This is a genomic window from Pseudomonas sp. NBRC 111130 (assembly GCF_001320485.1).
GTDB classification, from domain to species: domain Bacteria; phylum Pseudomonadota; class Gammaproteobacteria; order Pseudomonadales; family Pseudomonadaceae; genus Aquipseudomonas; species Aquipseudomonas vlassakiae.
Genome location: NZ_BCBG01000033.1, coordinates 44,802 through 60,771 on the forward strand (window position 1 = coordinate 44,802; position 15,970 = coordinate 60,771).

12 protein-coding genes are annotated in these 15,970 nt (G+C 66.3%); 7 read left to right on the forward strand and 5 right to left on the reverse strand.

The features are described from left to right. The first annotated feature begins 122 nt into the window (after nucleotides 1-122). The gene (locus APH33_RS16000; RefSeq protein ID WP_054886082.1) at nucleotides 123-1,460 is read left to right on the forward strand and encodes a DUF1329 domain-containing protein; all 1,338 of its coding nucleotides are present in this window, start codon (nucleotides 123-125) and stop codon (nucleotides 1,458-1,460) included. A 37-nt stretch (nucleotides 1,461-1,497) separates the two neighbouring features. Here the strand turns inward: APH33_RS16000 and APH33_RS16005 are convergent, their stop codons facing one another. Both APH33_RS16005 and APH33_RS16010 read right to left on the reverse strand, forming a co-directional pair. Beyond that, nucleotides 1,498-3,456 carry an alkyl/aryl-sulfatase gene (locus APH33_RS16005; protein WP_054886083.1) on the reverse strand — a complete coding sequence of 653 codons (1,959 nt, stop codon included), beginning with the start codon at nucleotides 3,454-3,456 and terminating at the stop codon, nucleotides 1,498-1,500. A 102-nt stretch (nucleotides 3,457-3,558) separates the two neighbouring features. Next, entirely contained in the window at nucleotides 3,559-4,458 is a 900-nt protein-coding gene (locus tag APH33_RS16010) for a LysR family transcriptional regulator (protein ID WP_054886084.1), read from the reverse strand. A gap of 67 nt (nucleotides 4,459-4,525) precedes the next feature. Here APH33_RS16010 and APH33_RS16015 point away from each other — a divergent pair, with 67 nt between their 5' ends. The 6 genes from APH33_RS16015 (at nucleotide 4,526) to APH33_RS16040 (ending at nucleotide 12,588) form a co-directional block, all read left to right on the forward strand. After that, on the forward strand, nucleotides 4,526-5,797 hold the full coding sequence (locus APH33_RS16015) for a 3-hydroxyacyl-CoA dehydrogenase NAD-binding domain-containing protein (RefSeq protein ID WP_371263255.1): 1,272 nt from the start codon (nucleotides 4,526-4,528) through the stop codon (nucleotides 5,795-5,797). Then, nucleotides 5,794-7,581 carry an acyl-CoA dehydrogenase C-terminal domain-containing protein gene (locus APH33_RS16020; protein ID WP_054886086.1) on the forward strand — a complete coding sequence of 596 codons (1,788 nt, stop codon included), beginning with the start codon at nucleotides 5,794-5,796 and terminating at the stop codon, nucleotides 7,579-7,581. The genes APH33_RS16015 and APH33_RS16020 overlap by 4 nt, the downstream gene beginning before the upstream one ends. Before the next feature lie 43 nt (nucleotides 7,582-7,624). After that, entirely contained in the window at nucleotides 7,625-8,788 is a 1,164-nt protein-coding gene (locus tag APH33_RS16025) for an iron-containing alcohol dehydrogenase (RefSeq protein WP_054886087.1), read from the forward strand. Beyond that, complete coding sequence (locus tag APH33_RS16030) at nucleotides 8,789-9,223, forward strand: thioesterase family protein (RefSeq protein ID WP_054886088.1); 435 nt, start codon at nucleotides 8,789-8,791, stop codon at nucleotides 9,221-9,223. A gap of 174 nt (nucleotides 9,224-9,397) precedes the next feature. Beyond that, on the forward strand, nucleotides 9,398-11,251 hold the full coding sequence (locus APH33_RS16035) for a DUF1302 domain-containing protein (protein ID WP_054886089.1): 1,854 nt from the start codon (nucleotides 9,398-9,400) through the stop codon (nucleotides 11,249-11,251). A gap of 20 nt (nucleotides 11,252-11,271) precedes the next feature. After that, a complete protein-coding gene (locus APH33_RS16040) occupies nucleotides 11,272-12,588 on the forward strand; it encodes a serine hydrolase (RefSeq protein WP_054886090.1) in 1,317 nt (438 codons plus the stop codon). A gap of 60 nt (nucleotides 12,589-12,648) precedes the next feature. On the opposite strand, the gene APH33_RS16045 is transcribed toward APH33_RS16040, so the two are convergent. From APH33_RS16045 to APH33_RS16055, 3 genes are read right to left on the reverse strand one after another with little or no spacing between them, the layout of a single operon-like run. Continuing rightward, nucleotides 12,649-13,593, reverse strand: coding sequence for a PDR/VanB family oxidoreductase (locus APH33_RS16045; RefSeq protein ID WP_054886091.1), 945 nt, complete (start codon nucleotides 13,591-13,593; stop codon nucleotides 12,649-12,651). Continuing rightward, on the reverse strand, nucleotides 13,590-15,020 hold the full coding sequence (locus APH33_RS16050) for an amidohydrolase family protein (RefSeq protein ID WP_054886092.1): 1,431 nt from the start codon (nucleotides 15,018-15,020) through the stop codon (nucleotides 13,590-13,592). The genes APH33_RS16045 and APH33_RS16050 overlap by 4 nt, the downstream gene beginning before the upstream one ends. 16 nt (nucleotides 15,021-15,036) lie before the next feature. Next, nucleotides 15,037-15,765, reverse strand: coding sequence for an ABC transporter permease (locus APH33_RS16055; RefSeq protein ID WP_082433621.1), 729 nt, complete (start codon nucleotides 15,763-15,765; stop codon nucleotides 15,037-15,039). Between the last annotated feature and the right edge of the window lie 205 nt (nucleotides 15,766-15,970).

Below are 15,970 nucleotides of genomic sequence, written 5' to 3' on the forward strand. Positions count from 1 at the left end.
TGATATGGCACGTATCCGAACACGTTATTTGTGGGGTCCGAAGCGCGGCTCCTAGTATCACCCCGAAAGGGCGGGCCAGGGCAAGCCTGGCCGCGACAACACAACAAAAAGAGGCAAACCCGATGAAACCTGCCGACCTGCTGCGCTACATTCTGCTCATCAACGCCAGCCTCCTGGCCCTGCACGTCGGGGCTGCGCCGTTGCGTGCTGACCTGACGCCGGTGGGGGCCGAACGCGGGGCCAACAGCGACGGCCGCATTCCGGCCTGGAGCGGTGGGCTGCAAGCAGGGCAGGTGTCGCTGGCGGTCAATGGCACGCCGCTGGACCCCTATGCAGATGAGCAGCCGCTGTATGTGATCACCGCGAGCAACTACACCCAATACCGCGACCAGCTGACGGCGGGACAGGTGGCCTTGCTCAAGCGCTACCCGCAGTCGTTTCGCCTGCCGGTGTACCCCTCGCACCGCAGTGTCGCGGTGCCGTCGCAAGTGGGTGAGTGGGCCCGGCACAATGCCCTGAGTGCCCGCCTGGTCAACGATGGCAATGGCGTGCAGGGTTTTTCTGGCGTGCTGGCCTTTCCCCGTCCAGACAATGGCTTGCAGGTGTTGTGGAATCACCTTACCCGGCCACGCAACGGCAGTTACAGCCTGGCCTCGGACAGCATTACCCCGCGTGGCGATGGTCGCTACGCCACGATCAGCCTGCAGCAGACCTTCGCCCGCCCCGACGTGCTGCAGGATGGCCAGGCGGGCAATGTGCTGTATTACCTGAGCTACCGTATGACCGCGCCGTCGCGCCTGGCCGGTGATGCCGTGGTATTGCACGAAACCCTCGACCAGGTGGCGCAGCCACGCCTGTCGTGGCTGTACAGCAGCAGCCAGCGGCGGGTGCGTCGTGCCCCGGCGCTGGCCTATGACAGCATCACCCCGGGCACGGCCGGCCTGCGCACTGCCGACAGCCGCGACATGTTCAATGGCGCGCCAGACCTGTACCAGTGGACGCTGGTGGGCAAGAAGGCCCTGCACATACCGTACAACAGCTATCGCCTGGCATCGCCGCTGCTCGGATATGCCGCGTTGATCGGCCCTGGCCACGTCAACCCGCAACCCACGCGCTACGAGCTGCATCGGGTGTGGGAAGTGGTGGGTACGCTCAAGCCTGGGGCCAGGCATATCTATGCCAGCCGGCGCTATTACCTGGACGAGGACAGCTGGGCCATCGTCGAAGCGGACTTCTTCGATCACCAGGGAGCGTTGTGGCGCACGGCACAGGCCCACAGTTACTACCATGTCACCGGGCAGGCACTGGTCAACGCCATGGAGGCGATCTACGACCTGCGCACTGGCCGCTACCAGCTGTCGGGCCTGACCAACGAACAGCCAAGGCCCTACACCTTCGATGTGCGCACCAGCGCGTCTTACTTTTCACCCGGCGCACTGCGCAGCCAAGGGCTGCGCTGACACAAGGTTGCCGAGTGCGTGAGCGGCCACAGGCGGATCAGGGCGTAACGATATTGAAGCGCCCATCGGCTTCGTCCAGTCCGGCCATGAACCGCATGAATTTCACCCGCTCGCCACTGATGTCGATATCTCCCACGGTCGCTTCCTTGAGAAAACCGGTCTGCTTCAGGGCGATGCGGTCCAGGGTGGCCTTGCTCATGTTCACCTCGACATCGGCCTGCCCATGGCGCGTGAGGTCGCGGTGGGTAAGCACGCCGTTGCGCAGGGTCAAGGCGTAGTCTTGGTTCAGGTCGGTGAAATGCCAGTTGATGGTCAGGTCCTGTGCGGCGGCTTTGGCGGCATCCACGCGTACCCCCAGGTAGTCGAAGAACAGCGTCGGGGTCAGGGCGCGCACCAGGTCGTCGGCGCTGCCGCCCTTGCTGGCGGCTGCAGCGACACCGTTGCGCAGCTCTTGCGCGCCGGTCAGGTAGGCGTTGCGCCAGGTGGCGTTCTCGCTCTGGTAGCCCAGTTGCTCCAGGGCGTCGGCCTGCAGCTCGCGCGCTGCGCGGTTGTCGGGCTCGGCGAACACCAGGTGGCGGGTGAGCTCTGCCACCCAGCGGTAGTCGCCGGCGTCGTAGGCCTCACGCGCCAGGGTCAGCACCCGCTCGGCACCGCCCAGGGCCTTGACGTAGCGGGCACCGGCGTCGCTCGGCGGCAGCGGGTTGAGGGTCGCCGGGTTGCCGTCATAGAAGCCCATGTAGCGCTGATACACCGCCCGCACATTGTGGCTGAGCGAGCCATAGTAGTCGCGGCTGTACCATTTGCTGGCCAGCCGTGGCGGCAAGCTGGTCAGTTCTGCGGCAATCTCCGTGGGGCCAAGGCCACGGTTGATCAGGCGCAAGGTCTGGCTGTCGATGAACGCGTACATGTCACGTTGATCGGCCAGGTATTCGCGGATCGCGGCGCCACCCCAGGTCGGCCAGTGGTGCTGTGCGAACACCACCTCGGCCTGCTCGCCATAGCGCAACAGCGACTGGTCCAGGTAGTGCGCCCACACCTTGGCATCGCGCACCTGGGCGCCGCGCAAGGTCAGCACGTTGTGCTGCACGTGTGAGGCGTTCTCGGCCATGCACAGGGCCTTGAACTGGGGCAACCACAGGTTCATCTCGGCGGGCGCTTCGGTACCCGGGGTGAGCTGGAATTCGATATCGACCCCGTCGATGCGCAGGGTCTCGAAAGGCTGCTCGATCAGCCGGGTCGGGGCAATCAGGCTGACCGTCGCGTTGGCCGGTACCCCCTTGCCCAGCCCGGCATCCACCTGGCCGCGTGGCCCGCGTGGCAGCGGTGCGCCATACATGTACTGGGCGCGGCGCTTCATGGCAGGCCCAGCCAGGACGTTTTCGCTGATGGCATGTTCGAAGAACCCCTGCGGGGCAATCACCTGCACCTCGCCGGCTTTGACCTGCGCCTCGTCGATCACCCCGCGCACACCGCCGAAGTGGTCGACGTGCGGGTGGGTATAGATCACCGCAACCACCGGCCGTTGCGGGCGATGGCGGAAGTACATCGCCAAACCGGCCCTGGCGGTTTCCACCGACAGCAGCGGGTCCATCACGATCAGGCCATGCTCACCTTCGATCAGGGTCATGTTGGCCAGGTCCAGGCCACGCACCTGGTAGATGCGGTCGGTGACCTTGAACAGACCGGCAATGCTATTGAGCTGGGCGATGCGCCACAGGCTGGGGTTGACGGTGGCCGGTGCCTCGCCGTTGAGGAAGGCGTAGCGCTGCAGGTCCCAGACGGCCTTGCCATCGGCATTGACCACGGGCTGGTCGACAGCTTCGAGCAGGCCCCGGCGGGCATTGTCGAAGTCGCTGCGGTCGGCGAAGGGCAAGTGCTGCAGCCATTGCTGATTGCTCTGGCGGGTGAGTTCGGTGGCGTCTTTGGCTGGCCCCTCGGCCAGCGCCGCCAAGGGCAGGGCCAGGGCCAGCAGGCAGGGCAGTGATCGTAGGCGCATGGGCGGGGTCCTTGTGGTTGCGAGGGCGATCACTCTAAGGACAGAGCTTGCCAACCAACCAATACCACTCTTGCATGGCTACCCATGCCGCCATGCGATGGCTCAGCCGGCGCCAACCTCCATGATGCGCGCCACCAGCCAGGCCAGGGCCGGGTCGTGCTGGCGATGGGCAAGGTACACCAGCTCCAGCTGGAACGGCTGCAGGGCAAAGGGCAGGTCGAATACCTGCAAGGGCAGCAGCCGGGCGAAATGCCGCGCCAGGGCGGTGGGCAGCACCACGCAAAGGTCGGAGCTTGCGGCCAGGTGCGCCGCTTGCAGGTAATTGGGCGTGGTGTAGGCGATGCGCCGGGCCAGGCCCTGTTCGGCCAGCCATTGATCGACCATGCCACGGGTCTGGCCTCCGTGCACCCACAGGTGGCGCAGCGCCAGGAAGGCCTGCAGGTCGAGCGCGCCGTCCACGTCGGGGTGCCCCTGGCGCACGGCCACGTGCAGGGTCTCGCTGCGCCAATGGCGCCGCTCGTAACGGGCGGGCACCTCATCGAAGCGCCCCAGCACCAGGTCGAGCTCGCCACGGTCGAGTGCTTCGGCCGGCAGGTTGGGGGCCAGGTGCTGCACGTCCACGCGCAAATGGGGCGCCTGGGTTTGCAAGCTGGCCAGCAGGCCGGGCATGCACAGCTGCTCGGCAAAGTCGGTGAGGGCGATACGCAACTGCCGGTGGCTGAGCCGTGGATCGAAGCTGTCACCGGCGCCGAGGGTCTGCTCGATCTGTTGCAGGGCCGCGCGGATCGGGCCTTCCAGGGCCAAGGCCCGTGGCGTGGGGCGCATGTGCCGGCCGACGCGCACCAGCAGGGGGTCGCCCAGCAGGTCGCGCAGGCGCGCCAGGGCATTGCTCACGGTTGGCTGGGTCAGCGCCAGGCGCTCGGCAGCACGCGATACGTTCTGTTCACGCAGCAGCATGTCCAGCACGCGCAGCAGGTTGAGATCGAAGTTGGCGATATTCATGCGAAAAATACATGGGATGGAAAATGAAAATTTCAAAAATAGTAGGCGCCTGACTAGGGTGAGGCAAATGCCTTCTCAACCTCCATCAGGAGCGTCACCCGTGAGTACTCCCTACACCCTTCAGCAGGCGGCGGTGATCGGCGCCGGCACCATGGGCCGCGGTATCGTCATCAGCCTGGCCCGAGCAGGCCTTGCGGTGTTGTGGCTGGATAACGACCCCAGCGCCACCCAAGCCGGCCTGGCAATGCTCGCGCAGACCTGGGCCCAGCAGGTGGCCAAGGGGCGTATCGACCAGGCCGAGGCCGATGCCTGCCTGGCGCGGGTACGCCAGGTCAGCGCCTTTGACGACCTCGCGCAGGCGGACCTGGTGATCGAAGCGGTGTACGAGAACCTGGCGCTCAAGCAGGAGATCTTCCGTACGCTGGACCGGACGCTCAAGGCCGACGCCATCCTGGCCAGCAACACCTCGGCCCTGGACATCGACGCCATCGCTGCGGTGACCCGTCGGCCAGAGCAGGTGCTGGGGCTGCATTTCTTCAGCCCGGCCCATGTCATGAAGTTGCTGGAAGTCGTGCGCGGCGAGCGTACCTCGCCTGCCGTGCTCGATGCCGCGCAGGCCCTCGGCCAGCGCATGGGCAAGGAAGTGGTGGTGGCCGGCAATTGCCCAGGCTTCATTGGCAACCGCATGCTCGCCAGCTACGTGGCCGAGGCGCGCAAGCTGCTGCTCGAAGGCGCAACGCCACGGCAGGTGGATGAGGCACTGCAGGCGTTCGGCATGGCCATGGGCCCGTTTCGCATGTATGACGTGATCGGCATCGACCTGGAGTGGCGAGCGCGCCAGCTGGCCGGCAAGGGCATGGAGGCACCGCTGGCCCAGGTCGACAACGCCCTGTGCGCGCAAGGGCGGTTCGGGCAGAAAAGCGGCCAGGGCTACTACCGTTACGCCCCGGGTAGCCGCGATGCCGAGCATGACCCCGCGGTCGATTCGTTGGTGCGCAAGGTCGCCCAGGACCTGGGCATGCACCAGCGCCAGATCGACGACGACGAAATCCGCGAGCGCTGCCTGCTGGCGTTGGTCAACGAGGGCGCCAGGATTCTCGAGGCGTCTGTAGCCAGCAGCAGCGCCGACATCGACCGGGTCTACCTGCACGGCTATGGCTTCCCGGCCGCCGTCGGCGGGCCGATGCGCTGGGCCGACCAGCAGGGCTTGAGCCTGGTGCTGGCGCGGCTCGAACGCCTGCAAGGGCTGTTCGGCGAACACTGGCGGCCAGCCGGGTTGCTGATGCATCTGGTGGCGGCTGGCAAACAGCTGGCGGACGTACGTGAGGGCCGCGCATGAACTACCGAGCCCCCCTGCGTGACATGCACTTCGTGCTGCACGAAGTGTTCGATGTGACGGCGCATTGTGCTCGCCTGGGCAATGAACTGGACCGCGAAACCATCGATGGCATCCTTGAACAAGGTGCCCGTTTTGCCGGCGAGGTGGTTGCTCCGCTCAATCGCCAAGGTGATGAACAAGGCTGCCGCCTGGAGCAAGGCGGCGTGCGCACGCCCGATGGCTTCCCCGAGGCCTACCGGCATTATGTGGAGCAGGGTTGGGCTGGCATGACCGGCCCAGTGGAGCACGATGGCCAGGGCCTGCCGCAAATGGTCGCGGCCTGCTTTCACGAAATGCTGATGGGCGCGTCGCTGTCGTTCCGTATTTATTCCGGCCTGACCGAGGGCACCGTGCTGGCCTTGCACCGGCATGGCAGCACGGTGCTCAAGCGTGACTACCTGAGCAAGCTGGTCAGCGGCGAATGGGCCGGCACCATGTGCCTGACCGAGCCCCAGGCCGGCACCGACCTTGCGCTGCTGCGCACCCGCGCCGAGCCGCAGGGCGATGGCAGCTACCACATCAGCGGCAGCAAGATCTTCATCAGCGGCGGCGAGCAGGACCTGACCGATAACATCGTCCATCTGGTGCTGGCGCGCCTGCCGGATGCGCCGGCCGGGGTGCGTGGCATCAGCCTGTTCCTGGTGCCCAAGTTCGAATGTAGCGATGACGGTGGCCTGGGGCCGCGCAACGCAGTCGCCTGCGGCGCGCTGGAGCACAAGATGGGTATCAAGGGGGCGGCGACCTGCGTGATGAACTTCGACGGCGCCCGCGGCTGGCTGGTGGGGGAGGCCAACCAGGGCCTGGCCTGCATGTTCACCATGATGAACGATGCACGCTTCCAGGTCGGCTTGCAGGGGCTGGGCATTGCCGAGGCGGCGTTCCAGGGTGGCCTGGCCTATGCTCGCGAGCGCCTGCAGTCGCGCAGCCTGGCCGGGCCGGTGGCGCCCGAGTGCGCGGCCGACCCGATCATCTGTCACCCGGATGTGCGGCGTATGTTGCTGACCCAGAAGACCCTCAGCGAGGGCTGCCGGATGCTGGCGGCTTTTGCCGCCCAGGCACTGGACCTGGAGCACGGCGCCGCGCAGCCTGAGGCGCGGGCGTCTGCCGGGCGCAGGGCGGCTTTGCTGATCCCCATCGTCAAGGCGTTTCTCACCGATGTGGGGCAGGAAGCCGCCAGCCTGGGTGTACAGCTCTACGGCGGGCATGGCTACATCCGCGAATGGGGCATGGAGCAGCTGATGCGCGACAGCCGTATCACCCAGCTGTACGAGGGCACCAACGGTATCCAGGCACTGGACCTGATTCGCCGCAAGCTGCTTGGCGATGGCGGCGAGCAGTTGCGCCTGCTGATCGATGAGCTGCTCGATGCGACCCGCAACTGCCGCGCCGAGGCGCTGGCCGGGATGGCCCAGGCAGTTGCCCAGCGCCTGCAGGAATGGCGAAACCTCAGCGCCGAAATCATAGACGCCTGCCGCTGTGACCCGCAGGAGATCGGCGCGGTGTCGGTGGATTTTCTCGCTTACTCGGGTTACGTGGTGCTGGCCGCCCTGTGGCTGCGGGCTGCCGAAACCGCCAGTGCGGCATTGGCCGCCGGCAGCCAGGAAAGTGCCTTCTACCAGGCGAAGATACAGGCCGCGGTGTTCTACTGGCGGCGGGTGCTGCCGCGCGCCACTGCCCACTGCGAGGCGTTGCGCGGCGGCGCGCAGTGCCTGATGAGCCTTGATCAGGCGCACTTCGCGTTCTGACCTTGCGCCGTTGTTCACTCACAAGAACAAGAGGAACACCCCCATGCAGCCATTCAGTTTTGCCACCACCCCCCAACTGTTGTGCGAAACCGGCGCCGTCGGCCGCCTGGCGCAGCTGTGCCGGCAACGCGGCGTGCGCCGCGTGCTGATCGTAACCGACCCGGGCATTGTCAACCTGGGCATGCTCGATGATGTGTTGCCAGGCTTTACCCAGGCGCACCTGAGCGTGGCGATTTTCAGCGAAGTCAGCGCCGACCCCAGCCACGCCTGCGTGCTCGCCGCGGTCGGGCGGGCGCGCTATATCGGTGCGGAATTGATTGTCGGTTTCGGTGGTGGCAGCTCGATGGACGTTGCCAAGCTGGTGGCGCTGCTGGCACACCCGGGCTGTGACCAACCGCTGGAGGCGGTCTACGGCATCGACCAGGCCAGGGGCCAGCGCCTGCCGCTGATCCAGGTGCCGACCACCGCCGGGACCGGCTCGGAGGTCACCCCGGTCGCGGTGATCACCACGGGCGAGGCGGCCAAGATGGCGGTGATCTCCCCGCTGCTGTTGCCCGACCTGGCACTGCTCGACGCCGAGCGGACCTTGGGCCTGCCACCGGCAATCACGGCGGCCACCGGTATCGATGCCATGGTCCATGCCATCGAGGCCACCACCAGCAAGTTCAAACGCAACCCGCTATCGAGCCTGTTGGCCCGCGAAGCGTTGACGCTGCTGGCCGGCAACCTTGACCAGGCGGTGCACAACGGTGGCAACCTGGCGGCGCGCCAGGCCATGTTGCTCGGTGCCTGCCTGGCCGGGCAGGCTTTCGCCAACGCGCCGGTGGCGGCAGTGCACGCGCTGGCCTACCCGTTGGGGGCGCGCTACCACGTGCCGCACGGGCTGGCCAACGCCTTGGTGCTTCCCCATGTGATGCGTTTCAACCGGCGCGAAGCCTTTGCCGATTATGCGGCGCTGGCGCCAGCCCTGCTGGGCGAGCGCCTGGTGCCTGGCGACCCCCATCAGCTGTGCAGCCAATTCATCGATGAGCTGGAACAGCTGGCACCACGCTGCGGCCTGCCCAACCGGTTGCGTGATGTTGGCGTGCCGCGCAACAGCCTGCCGCTGTTGGCCGAGGACGCCCTGCAACAGCAACGGTTGCTGGTCAACAACCCGCGCAAGGTGAGCCTCGCCGATGCGCTGGCCCTCTACCAGGCGGCGTTCTGAATGGCCAGGGAGCGCCCGCTGCGCGGCGCCTACCGCCACTTCCAGACGATCACCACGCGCTGGCACGACAACGACCTGTATGGGCATGTGAACAATGTTGTCTATTACGGTTTTTTCGACAGCGCCGTGAATACCTGGTTGATCGAGCATGCCGGCCTGGATGTCCACCGCGACCCGGTAGTGGCCTACGTGGCAGGGTCTGCCTGCGACTATTTCGCCGCCGTGGCCTTCCCGCAACGCATCGAGGTGGGCATTGCCGTGGAGCGGCTGGGCAACAGTTCGGTGCAATACGCCCTGGCCGTGTTCGTCGAGGGCGAACCTGAAGCGTGCGCGGCCGGCCGATTCATCCATGTGTTCGTCGACCGCAGCAGCAGCCGCCCGGTTGCCATTCCGGCCAAGCTGCGCAGCGCCTATGAGCGCTTGCTGCCGGTTTGACGGCGCAACCCCGCGCCATAACGAATCGGCATGGCGTTGATCTGAAGACGCTATTTGTGAGGGGCGGCGAACCTGCCTGATACTCCTCGTCACCGACACCGCCGGCCTGGGCGGCCGGCGCGTCCGCGCTGAACCCATCATTTCCCTCTCTAATAAAACCAAAAGAGGTTAAGAGTGAGCGCAACCTTTCTTTTCTGCCGGCGCCGTGCGCCGCTGGCGGCTGCGTGCTGCCTGCTTGCCACCCCCGTTGCGGGCGTGCAGTTCGATGTTGGGCCGTTGCAGGGTCGTTTCGACTCGGCCCTGTCGTTCGGTACCGCCGTGAGCACCGCCAACCCCGACAAACAGCAGTTGCAGGCGGCCAACGGCAACGATGGGCGGCGCAACTACCGCGCAGGCGACGTGTTTTCGGCGGTGTTCAAGGGCACCCATGACCTGGAGCTGCGCCGCGACAACGTCGGCGTGTTCCTGCGTGGCACTTACTGGTATGACACCGCGCAGCGCGACCATCATCAGCGGGCAGTCGATATCGATGACCACAACCGTCAGGTATCGGCGAAAACGGCTGGCGCCGAGCTGCTCGATGCCTTTGCCTATGCCCTCTACGATATCGACGGTGAGCCCGGTTCGCTGCGCCTGGGCAAGCAGGTGGTCAATTGGGGCGAAAGCCTGTTCATCCAGGGTGGGCTGAACGTCGTCAACCCGTTCAACCAGGCGGCGCTGCGGCGTCCCGGTTCGGAGGTGAAAGACGCCCTGGCGCCGGTCAACCTGCTGTATGTGACACAGAACCTCAACCAGGCGTTGTCGTTCGACGCGTTCTATCAGCTGGACTGGGAGCAGACCCGGCTGGACAACTGCGCAACATTCTTCTCCGGCAACGACTTCATGCCTGAGGGCTGCACGGGCCTCGATGTCGGCGGGCAGATGGTGACCAACCCGGCCGTTGCGCAGGCCCTGGCGCCATTCGATGTGATGTTGACGGAGGAGGGCGTGCGCGTGCCCCGGGGTGCGGACCAGGATGCGCGCAACGGTGGCCAATGGGGCTTGTCGATGCATTGGTACGTCGAACCGCTCGATACCGAATTCGGCGTGTTCGCCGCCAACTACCACAGCCGCTTCCCCTACGTGGGTACCGTCAGCAGCCGCTACTACGCCAATACCAGCTTCGCCAGGCAGCTGTGCGGCAACGTCGGCGTGGCGCTGGCCAACTGCGGCGCCTTTCTGGCGTCCAGCAACGGGCAGACCCTTGCCGGTGCACTGCGCATGGGGACATCGCAGTACCGGGCGCAATACCCCGAAGATATCCGCATGTACGGGGTGACCTTCGCCACCACCTTGCGTAACGGTACCGCGGTGCAAGGTGAGCTGAGCTACCGCCCGAACATGCCGGTGCAACTCAACGGCAACGATATATTGCAATCGTTGCTCAATGCGCCCGGACGCAGCCCGCTGAACGCCGATGGCCTGCGCCCGGCGACCGACAACACCCCATTCGACGGCTACCGGCGCAAGGAGGTGACCCAGGCCCAGGTGTCGGCAGTGCAAACGTTCAGCCAGGTCATGGGCGCCAACCAGTTGGTGCTGATGGGCGAGGCAGGGGCTACCTATGTCGGCGGGCTGGAGGGGCGCTTCGGCCCGCGCTACGGTCGCTCCGGTGCCTACGGCAACGGTGAACTGGCTGACAACAGCCTGTGCCAGGCGATCTCGAAAAGCCCGGGTGACTGCAATGGCGAAGGCTTCGTGACGCCCTTTTCGTGGGGTTACCGGCTGCGTGCAACCTGGAGCTACCCGACCCTTGTTCCGGGCCTCGATATTCGCCCGAACCTCGGCTGGGCCCATGACGTCAAGGGTTACTCACCCGCAGACGGCTCGGCTTTCAATGAAGGCTCGCGTTCCATCAGCCTGGGCGTGGACGTCAGCCTGGCCAGCCAGTACTGGGCAAGCCTTGCCTATACCGACTACCTCGATGGCGATTACGGCACCCGCGGCGACCGTGACTATGTGGCGTTCAGCGTCGGCGCCAATTTCTGATGCAACCAAGGAGCAGGACCATGACCAAGCGCACTCTGCAGCACCCAACACCCAACCTGCCCGGCCTTGCCCTGATGCTGGCAGGGGCGTTGGCTCCAGCCCTGGCCGTGGCGGCACCACCCGGGCAGGGGGTGATGCAAGGCTTTCCTCCAGCGCCGGAGTCGCGTGTGACCCAGGCCAATGCCTTTCAGCCACCCTACTTGCGCTGGTCGATGCGCCATGCCCGCGAGGTGTCGCCGACCCGTGCCATCGGCCGTGCGGCTAAACCGCTGGTCTTGACCGAAGGCAGCGGGGCGGCGCTCGACCAGGTTACCTTCGGTGCTGGCGAGCAAGCGCTGACGCTGGCCGATTACCTGCAGCAGACCAACACCGACGGGCTGATCGTGCTGCACCGCGGCAAGGTGGTGTACGAGCGCTATCTAGAAGGTTTCCATCCTGGCCAGCCGCATATCTGGGCCTCGATGACCAAGTCGGTCACCGGCCTTATTGCTGCCCAGCTGATCGCCGAGGGGGCGCTGGACCCGCAGCGCACGCTGGCGCATTACGTGCCGGAACTGAGCGGCACGCCGTTTGGCGAGGCGACCGTGCAGGCCAACCTCGACATGCAGGTGGCAGTGCAATACCCAGCACAGATGCCGCCGGACCTCGGCCTGTTTGCCGCCACCGGGCTGATACCACGGGGTGAGGGCATGCCCGGGGATATCTACAGCTTCCTCCAGCAGGTGCAGCAGGCGCCGAACCCGGGCAGCCACGCACCGTTCTTCTACCAGAACGGCTCGCCGGAAGCGCTGGCCTGGGCATTGCGGCGCATTACCGGGCTGAACTGGGCGCAACTGGTCGAGCAGCGCTTGTGGTCACGTTTCGCCGAGGACGATGCCTACGTGCAGGTCGACCCGCTGGGCACCGAGATGGCCAGTGGCGGCATCAGTTGCAACCTGCGCGACACCGCTCGCTTCGCCGAACTGGTGCGCCGCGAACTGGCCCGCGAGGCCAAGGGCGACAGCTTCAACCAGGCGGTGCACAGCACCTTCCAGCCCGCAGACCCGGCAGTCTTTGCCCAAGGCAACCTCGGCCCGGTCCGCCCTGGCTACGGCTACCGCAATTACTGGTTCCAGAAAAACGATGGCGATGGTTCGGTCGAGGCGAGCGGGCGCTTCGGGCAGAAAATCTACATCAACCCCCGCCGCGAAGTGGTCATCGTCAAGCTGTCGGCCACTGCCGATCAGGCCCGACGCGGCACGCGAGCCGACGAGCAAGTGAAAGCCCCTGCGCGGGTCGTGGACTCTCCGGCTACTTTCAGCAGCATGGTGAATGCAGTGTTGGCGGCCCTTTCGTAAAAAGTGCTCCCACAAGGGACTCGCGTGCTGTGCACGGGCCATCAGCGCATTTGCGCGGGTTCAGGCGTCCAGCACCAGGCGAGCGCTGCGAGCCCCCGAGACGCAGGGTGCGATCCATTCGCCGCTGCTGCGCTGGGCCTCGCTCAGGCAGTCGTCGCGGTGCAACGGCTCACCCTCGACGACCTGGCACACGCAGGCACCGCAGATGCCCATGCCGCAGGAAACAGGCAGCTCCACCCCGGCTCGCGCGGCAGCCTGCACCAGGCTTTCGGCGGCGCGAAGCTGAACCTCAAGGCCACTGCGCTGCAGCACCAGAACACAGTCGCCAGCGGCCTGGACTGGCACTTCGACAGGCCTGAAGTGCTCGCGGTGCAGTGCTGTGGCAGGCCAGCCGAGGGCCAGGGCGGTCTGTTCGACACCGGTCATGAAGCCGGCTGGCCCACAGCAATACACGCTGGCACCAGGCTGCCAGGCGGGCAGGTGCTCAGCCAGGTAAGCCAGGATCTGGGCAGCGCGCAGGCCCGGGATCACTTCAAGTTGCGGCCCTTGACGCGGGACAAGCGGTGCGTTGTGCAAGTGGCGGGTGAAATACAGCAGGCGCACCGCACGGCCCTGTTGCTGGCATTGCCGGTACATCGGCAACAACGGCGTAATGCCGATGCCGGCGGCCAGTAACGTCACCGGGCCGCTGCCTGGCTGCAGGGCAAACAGGTTGCGCGGCTTGCCGACTTCGACGCAGGCGCCCAGGCGCAGCTGCTCATGCAGCCATTGCGAACCGCCCCGCGAAGCGGGTTCTCGTTTGATCGCCAGGTTCAGGTGGCCGTCCTCGGGCAGGCTGATCACCGAATACTGGCGGACCAGGCCGTTGCCCAAGCGCAGATCGACGTGGGCGCCAGCAGCCCAGCTGAAGGGCAGCGGACCGCCACCGGCAACGCCCAGCTCGATACCCAGCACATCTTCGGCTTCCAGGCGCAGGGCGCGCACCTGCAGGGGAACCCAGCTCATGCCCTTACCCCCGCCGCCCGTTGCAGGCGAACCACGGCTTCGCGGGCCTGGTGGCCCAGTTCGGCGAGGTCGATGCCGGGCAGCGTGTCGTTTTCTACCCGCAACTGGCCGCCTACCAGCAATGCACGCAAGGTCGGCCGCCCGCCACCCACCACTGGCGCGATCCCCAAGTCATGCAAACCAAAGTAGCGGGGCTGGTCGAGCCGGTAGAGCGCCAGGTCGGCCGCCATGCCGACCTGCACGGTACCCACCGCTTCGAGCCCCAGCACCTGGGCCCCGCCAGCCGTGCCCCAGCGCACCACGTCTTCAACGCTGGCAGACTGCGCGCCGCCTTCGCCTGTGCCACCGGCGTAGCCGGGCAAGGCCCGCTCGCCACCCTTGGCGCGCTGCATCAACCAGGCGGCATGGGTTTCGCTGATCATGTCACAGGCTTCGTTGGATGCCGCCCCGTCCACACCCATCGAAATCGGTACGCCGGCCGCTTCCAGGGCGACGATATCGGCGATGCCACTGCCCAACCGGGCATTGCTCTGCGGGCAGTGGGCGATACCGGTGCCGGTTGCGCCCAGCAGCTGGATCTCCTCGCTACCGAGCTTGACCAGGTGAGCGAACCAGACGTCGCTCCCAAGCCACTCGTGTTCGGCGCAGAAGGCCACGGGCGAGCATCGATGACGGCGCTGGACTTCGTTCTGGTACTCCACCGTTTCGCTCAGATGGCTGTGCAGGCGGATGCCCAGCTTGCGAGCGGTGCGGGCCGTTTCACGCAGGTGTTCGGGTGGCATCGAATAGGGCGGACTGGTCGGCGCCATCACCACGCGGCGCCACGCATCGGCAGCGCTGTCGTGGTAGGTGCGGACCAGGCGTTCGACGTCGTCCAGGTATTGCTCAAGGGTTTCCGGCCCTGCGCTCGTCGGCCCCTCGGCCTGGCGCACCTGGGTCGCGCCGCCGCGACACAGCACGAAGCGCAGGCCCAGCCGCTGGGCTTCCTCGAACAGGATCTGTGCGCTATCGAACGCCATGCCCGGCAGGTACAGGTAATGATGGTCGGCGACCGTGCTGCAGCCGGAGCGGGCCAATTCCACCAGGCCGATGCGCGCGGCCAGGCGCAAGCTGTGCTCGTCGAACAGCCCGCGGTAACGATAAGGCACAGCGCCCAGCCAGGCGCCGAGGTTCTGATCAATGCCTGCCGGGATGCCCTTGAGCAGCGACTGGAACAGGTGGTGATGGGTGTTCACCCAGCCCGGGTAGACGACGCAGTCGGTCGCATCGAGCACGTGCTCGCCGGGTTGTGGTTGCAAGGCGCCTAGGGCCGCAATGCGCCCTTCGGTGATGCGTATATCGGGCCCGGCATGCCGCGCTGCGGCGCCACGCAGGCCGGTGAGAATGGCGCTGGCGTTACGGATCAGCCAGCTGTCTGGATGCTTCATCGGGTTCTCCATGGGCTTAACCCAGTTCACTTTCGTGCCAGTGGCGCAGGCTCAGGCGAGCCAGCAGGGCCATCAGGCTGAACAGCGCGACGCCGGTCAGGGCGATCAGCACCAGGGCGGCGAACAACCGCGGGATGTTGAGCTGAAAGCCCGCTTGCAGGATCTGGTACGCCAGCCCCGCGCCACTGCCGCCCGTGCCGGCTACGAACTCGGCGACCACCGCGCCGATCAGGGCCAGGCCGCTGGCAATCCGCAGGCCGGCGAAGAAACACGGCAGGGCGCTGGGAATGCGCAGGCGCAGCAGCACCTGCCAGCGGCTGGCGCGGTTGAGGCGGAACAGGTTGAGCAGCCCGGGGTTGACGCTGCGCAGCCCCAGCACGGTATTGGCAATGATCGGAAACACCGCCACCAGGGTGGCGCAGATCACCAGCGCCAGTGTCGTGTCGCTGCACCAGATGATGATCAACGGCGCAATGGCTACCACTGGCGTCACCTGCAGCAGGATGGCGTAGGGGAACAGGCTGGCTTCGACCAGGCGGCTCTGCACGAACAGGAATGCCGCCAGGGTGCCGATGACCACGGCGAGGGCGAACGACAGGAAGGTGATCTTCAAGGTCATCCACAGCGCGCCCAGCAACAGCGGGCCGTCGCTGACCAGGGTGCGGCCGATGTCCGCCGGGGAAGGCACCAGGTAGGCCGGTACCTGCCAGGCCATGCATGCCAGTTGCCAGAGGCTCAGCAGCACGGCGCCGACCAGCAAGGGTGAAACGATGCGTAGTACGCCGGGGTGGCGTAGCCAGGGAGCGGGTAGTCTGTTCATGGCGTGGTTCTCAGGCATGCTCGCTGTTGGCCTGGGCCAGCAGCCGGGACAGGTGGGCACATTGGGCGATGAACGCCGGTGAAGTCCGATAGGCTTCGTCGCGCTCCAGCGGCCCCTCGATGGCGACATC